The following is a 5,067-nucleotide window of genomic DNA, read 5'->3' as shown; positions in this document are numbered from 1 at the left end:
GGGCACGAGAACGCCGAGGCCATCCTGGCGCGCCTGGGCATCCTGCCCGAGGGCGAATCGCTGTACGACCCGCGCCACATCGCCCTGATGCACCACCTCATGGTGGCGCTGCGCGCCCACACGCTGTTCTTCCGCGACAGCAATACGTGGTGCAGGACGGCGAAGTCATCATCGTGGACGAATTCACCGGCCGCCTGCACCGGCGCGAGCCGGGCCGGGCTCCCCCGGCGCCGTCGCGCATACAGGGTCGCGGCGTTATGCTGTTGCGGCGCATCAGCCCCTCAATCCATCACGGGAGTCCCTGTATCGTGACCGCGGAACGCATTCTTTACGACCTTGCCGGCGCCGACGAATCGCTGCGCTTCAGCCCGCATTGCTGGAAAACGCGCATGGCGCTGGCCCACAAGGGCCTGGCCGTGCGCACCGTGCCCTGGCGCTTCACCGAGAAGGAAGCCATTGCCTTCTCGGAGCAGAAGCTGGTGCCGGTGCTGGTGGACGGCGACACCACGGTGAGCGATTCCTGGCGCATCGCCTGCCATCTCGAAGACCGCTACCCCGACCGCCCCTCTCTCTTCGGTGGCGCCATCGGCCGCGGCGTGTCGCGTTTCGCGAACGGCTGGGCCGACGCCACGCTGGTGCCCATCCTGGCGCGCCTGCTGCTGCCCTCCATCCACGCGCTGATCCACGAAAAAGACAAGGACTATTTCCGCGCCACGCGCGAAAAGCGCTTCGGCCCGCTGGAAGAGCTGCCGCCCGGCTACGAGGCGCAGATCGGGCTGTTCCGCCAGGCCCTGCAGCCGCTGCGCCAGACGCTGGAGCGCCAGCCCTACCTGGCCGGCGACCAGCCCGCCTACGCGGACTATGCCGTCTTCGGCATGTTCATGTGGGCGCGCTGCACCAGCGCGCACGCCCTGCTCGACGAAGGCGACGCGGTGTACGCATGGCGCGAGCGCCTGCTGGACGCCTTCGACGGCCTGGCGCGCCGTGCGCCCATGATCAGGTCTTGAGGCGGTAGCCGGTCTTGAAGATCCAGCGCACCACGAACATGCACAGCGCCAGGAAGGCCAGCGTCATGCCCACGCTCACGCCCAGGCTGACGTCGGCCACGCCATAGAAGGACCAGCGGAGCCCGCTCACCAGGTAGACCACCGGATTGAACAGCGTGGCGGTCTGCCAGAAGGGCGGCAGCATCTTGATGGAATAGAAGGTGCCGCCCAGGAAGGTAAGCGGGGTGATGATCATGAGCGGGATGATCTGCAGCTTCTCGAAGCCGTCGGCCCAGATCCCGATGATGAATCCGAACAGGCTGAATGTGATCGAGGTCAGCACCAGGAAGCCGATCATCGCCAGCGGATGCGCGATGCCGAACGGCACGAACAGGCGCGCCGTCGCCAGCATGATGAGCCCCAGGATGATGGACTTGCTGGCTGCCGCTCCCACGTAGCCCATCACGATCTCCAGATATGAGATGGGCGCGGAATGGATTTCGTAGATGGTGCCCTGGAAGCGCGGCATGTAGATGCCGAACGAGGCGTTGGCCACGCTCTGCGTGAGCAGCGACAGCATGATCATGCCGGGCACGATGAAAGCGCCGTAGCTCACGCCGTCGATCTGCACCATGTGCGAGCCGATGGCCGAGCCGAACACCACGAAATACAGCGAGGTGGAAATGACGGGCGAGGCCACGCTCTGCATCAGCGTGCGCCAGGCGCGGGCCATCTCGAAGCGGTAGATGGCGCGGATAGCGTAGAAGTTCATGATGACTGGTGCACCAGGCTGACGAAAATCTCCTCCAGCGAGCTTTCGGAGGTGTGGAGGTCGGTGAATTCAATGCCCAGCTCGTTGAGCTGGCGCAGCAGCCGGGAGATGGCCGCCCCGCCCTGCTCGTCGTAGGTGTAGACCAGCTTGCGGCCCTCCTCGCCCAGCTCCAGCGCGTAGGCGGCCAGCGCCTCGGGCACGGCGGGCAGCGCCGACTTGAGCGTAAGCGCGAGCTGGCGCTTGCCCAGCTTCTTCATGAGGGCGTGCTTTTCCTCAACCAGGATGATCTCGCCCTTGCGGATCACGCCGATGCGGTCGGCCATCTCCTGCGCTTCCTCGATGTAGTGCGTGGTGAGGATGATGGTGACCCCGCTTTCGCGCAGCCGGCGCACCATGTCCCACATGCCGCGCCTGAGCTCCACGTCGACCCCCGCGGTGGGTTCGTCCAGGAACAGGATCTTGGGCTCGTGCGACAGCGCCTTGGCGATCATGACGCGGCGCTTCATGCCGCCCGACAGGGCCATGATGCGGCTGTCTTTCTTGTCCCAGAGCGACAGCTCGCGCAGCACCTTCTCCACGTAGGCATGGTCGGTCGGCTTGCCGAAGAGGCCGCGGCTGAAGTTCACCGTGCTCCAGACGCTTTCGAAGGCGTCGGTGGAGATTTCCTGCGGCACCAGCCCGATGGCCGAGCGCGCCGCGCGGTAATCCGCGACGATGTCGTGGCCGTCGGCCCATACCCTGCCCTCGGTGGGGTTGACGATGCCGCAGATGATGCTGATGAGCGTGGTCTTGCCCGCCCCGTTGGGTCCTAGCAGCGCGAAAATCTCGCCGCGCCGGATCTCCAGGTTTACGTTCCTGAGGGCCTGGAATCCCGACGCGTAGCGCTTGGACAGCCCCTGCACTGATATAACCGGCTGCACTGAAGCCCCCGCGAAAATGGAGAGCGGGTCATTTTACCGGCCATGCGCCGCTGTTTATCCGTACAGGAGGAACAGCGTGTTCGGCCTGCCGGCCCAATGGCCGGCGGCGGGCCGTTTCAGCGTCCCCAGCGCAGCACCAGCGGATCCAGCCGGCGCGCGGCGTCGAGCAGCCCGTCCCGCACCTCGGGGCGCATGGGCGGAAACGGATGGCGGCCGGCCTCGCAGGCGATGACGCCGCCGGCTTTCATGAGCGCCTTGGCCGTCAGGATGCCGCCCTGCCGGTTTTCGTAGTTGATGAGCGGCAGCCAGCGCTCGTAGCGGCGGCAGGCCTCGTCGCGCTCGCCCGCCCGGTGGGCCTCGATAATGGGGCGTATGCCGTCGGCGAAGCCGCCGCCGGTCATGGAGCCGGTGGCGCCCGCGTCCAGGTCGGGCAGCAGCGTGATGCCTTCTTCTCCGTCCCACGGACCCTCGACCGCGCCGCCGCCCAGCGCGATCAGGTCGCGCAGCTTGGACGCCGCGCCCGCCGTTTCGATCTTGAAGTACGACACCTGGGCAATCTCGCGCGCCATGCGCGCCAGCAGGGCCGCCGGCAGTGGCGTGCCGCTGACGGGCGCGTCCTGGATCATGATGGGAATATCCAGCGCGTCGGACACGCGCTGGAAGAATTCCACGATCTGCGGCTCCGGCACGCGCAGGGTGGCGCCATGATACGGCGGCATGATCATCACCATTGCCGCGCCCATGTCCTGCGCGCGGCGGCTGCGCGCGGCGCAGACGCGCGTGCTGAAGTGCGTGGTGGTGACGATGACGGGAACCCGCCCCGCCACGTGCTCCAGGATCAGCCGCGTGAGCGTCTCGCGCTCGTCGTCGGCCAGCACGAACTGCTCGGAAAAATTGGCCAGGATGCACAGCCCGTCCACCCCGCAGTCGATCATGAAGTCCACCGCACGCTTCTGGCTCGCCAGGTCCAGCTCGCCGGACTCGGTGAAGGGCGTGGGAACCACCGGGAAAATGCCGCGGTACCGCGGCGCTTGCGTGAGGCTCATGGCGCTACTCGATGATGTTGAATTGGTCGAGGTATTCGGTCTTGAGGGTCAGGCCCAGGCCCGGCCTGTCGTCTTCCAGGTCGATGAAGCCTTCGCGGGCCACGGGCTCGCCGTCGAAAATGTAGTAGAACAGCTCGTTGCCCACTTCCACGTCGAACATGGGGAAGTACTCGCTCATGGGCGAGGCCAGCGTGCTCATGGTGAGGTGGTAGTTGTGCATCTGGCCCGCGTGCGGCACCACCGGCACGCTGTGGGCCTCGCACAGCGCATTGATCTTGTGCGCCGCGGTGATGCCGCCCACGCGGTTGGTGTCGTACTGCACCACCGACACCGCCTTGCGGTCGAGCAACTGCTTGAAGCCCAGCAGCGAGAACTCGTGCTCGCCGCCCGAGATCGGAATCGACCCCAGCCGGTTGAGTTCGGCATAGCCGTCGATGTCGTCGGCGATCACCGGCTCTTCCAGCCAGCGCGGCTCGAACTTCTCCAGCTTGGGCAGCATGCGCCGGGCATAGTCCACGTTCCAGCCCATGTAGCACTCCAGCATGAGGTCGGTGTCGTAGCCGATGACCTCGCGCACCGCCTCCACCGATTTCAGGTTTTCCACAACGCCCTTCTGCAGGTGCGCGGGCCCGTAGCCGAAGCGCATCTTGAAGGCGGTGAACCCCTGGTCCAGATAGGTCTGCGCCTCTTGCTGCATGGCTTTCAGGTCGGTGCGGTAGAGCTTGGAGTAATAGCAGGGAATCTTCTCCTTGGTGCGCCCGCCCAGCAGCTTGAACACCGGCTTGCCCACGGACTTGCCCAGGATGTCCCAGATGGCGAGGTCCACCGCCGAGATGGCGGCCATGGTCACGCCCTTGCGGCCCCAGGCGTGCGTGGCGCGGTACATGCGCTGCCAGAGGTACTCGTAGTCCCAGGGATCGTGGCCGATGACCAGGGGCGCCAGGTACTGGTCGATGACGGCCTTGGCCACGCGCGGCGCCAGGGCGACGTTGCCCAGGCCCACGATGCCGTCGTCGGTTTCCATTTCCACCACCGTCCAGCCGTGGAAACGGAAGGTGCTCATGGTTTCCTGCGGCGAATACAGCAGGTCCATGGCGTTGGAGCAGAAATTGCCTTGCGGCGGCACGGTCTTGCCGGTCCATTCGTAGACACGGGCGCGGACGGACTTGATCTTCATGGAGAGGTTTCCTGCGTAGCGGTGAAAGAGGAATCGAAACCGGCGCGACGGCCTCAGGCGGCGGCCCGGGCCGCGCGGTGCGACAGGCCCATGCGGCAGGCGATGCCCAGGGCCTGGGCCATGGCGTCGGCGTTGGCCCGGCCCCGGCCCGCGATGTCGTAGGCGG

General features: G+C 66.3%; 5 protein-coding genes and 1 pseudogene. 2 read left to right on the top strand and 4 right to left on the bottom strand.

Annotated features, from left to right (window positions below; all coding sequences use genetic code 11):
* Positions 1-197: pseudogene (locus AD428_RS25710) on the top strand (hypothetical protein); the annotation flags it as partial.
* A gap of 111 nt (positions 198-308) precedes the next feature.
* A complete protein-coding gene (locus AD428_RS22610; RefSeq protein WP_200908081.1) occupies positions 309-1,007 on the top strand; it encodes a glutathione S-transferase family protein in 699 nt (232 codons plus the stop codon).
* Here AD428_RS22610 and AD428_RS22605 read toward each other — a convergent pair.
* The 4 genes from AD428_RS22605 to AD428_RS22590 form a co-directional block, all read right to left on the bottom strand.
* Positions 997-1,758 carry an ABC transporter permease gene (locus AD428_RS22605; protein ID WP_053246576.1) on the bottom strand — a complete coding sequence of 254 codons (762 nt, stop codon included), beginning with the start codon at positions 1,756-1,758 and terminating at the stop codon, positions 997-999. The genes AD428_RS22610 and AD428_RS22605 overlap by 11 nt on opposite strands.
* A complete protein-coding gene (locus AD428_RS22600) occupies positions 1,755-2,678 on the bottom strand; it encodes an ABC transporter ATP-binding protein (RefSeq protein ID WP_053246577.1) in 924 nt (307 codons plus the stop codon). Before AD428_RS22600 ends, AD428_RS22605 begins: the two co-directional genes overlap by 4 nt.
* A gap of 116 nt (positions 2,679-2,794) precedes the next feature.
* On the bottom strand, positions 2,795-3,724 hold the full coding sequence (locus AD428_RS22595; RefSeq protein ID WP_053246662.1) for a dihydrodipicolinate synthase family protein: 930 nt from the start codon (positions 3,722-3,724) through the stop codon (positions 2,795-2,797).
* A 4-nt stretch (positions 3,725-3,728) separates the two neighbouring features.
* The gene (locus AD428_RS22590; protein ID WP_053246661.1) at positions 3,729-4,901 is read right to left on the bottom strand and encodes an L-rhamnonate dehydratase; all 1,173 of its coding nucleotides are present in this window, start codon (positions 4,899-4,901) and stop codon (positions 3,729-3,731) included.
* Between the last annotated feature and the right edge of the window lie 166 nt (positions 4,902-5,067).

Source organism: Achromobacter sp. DMS1 (assembly GCF_001270295.1).
Note: the sequence above shows the minus strand (reverse complement) of the source record. Positions and strands in the feature narration are given on the sequence as shown.

What these genes read in the sequence shown, in the direction of transcription:
- AD428_RS22605 (WP_053246576.1), bottom strand. Translation starts at nt 1,758, where the DNA reads ATGAACTTCTACGCTATCCGCGCCATCTACCGCTTCGAGATGGCCCGC.
- AD428_RS22595 (WP_053246662.1), bottom strand. Translation starts at nt 3,724, where the DNA reads ATGAGCCTCACGCAAGCGCCGCGGTACCGCGGCATTTTCCCGGTGGTT.
- AD428_RS22590 (WP_053246661.1), bottom strand. Translation starts at nt 4,901, where the DNA reads ATGAAGATCAAGTCCGTCCGCGCCCGTGTCTACGAATGGACCGGCAAG.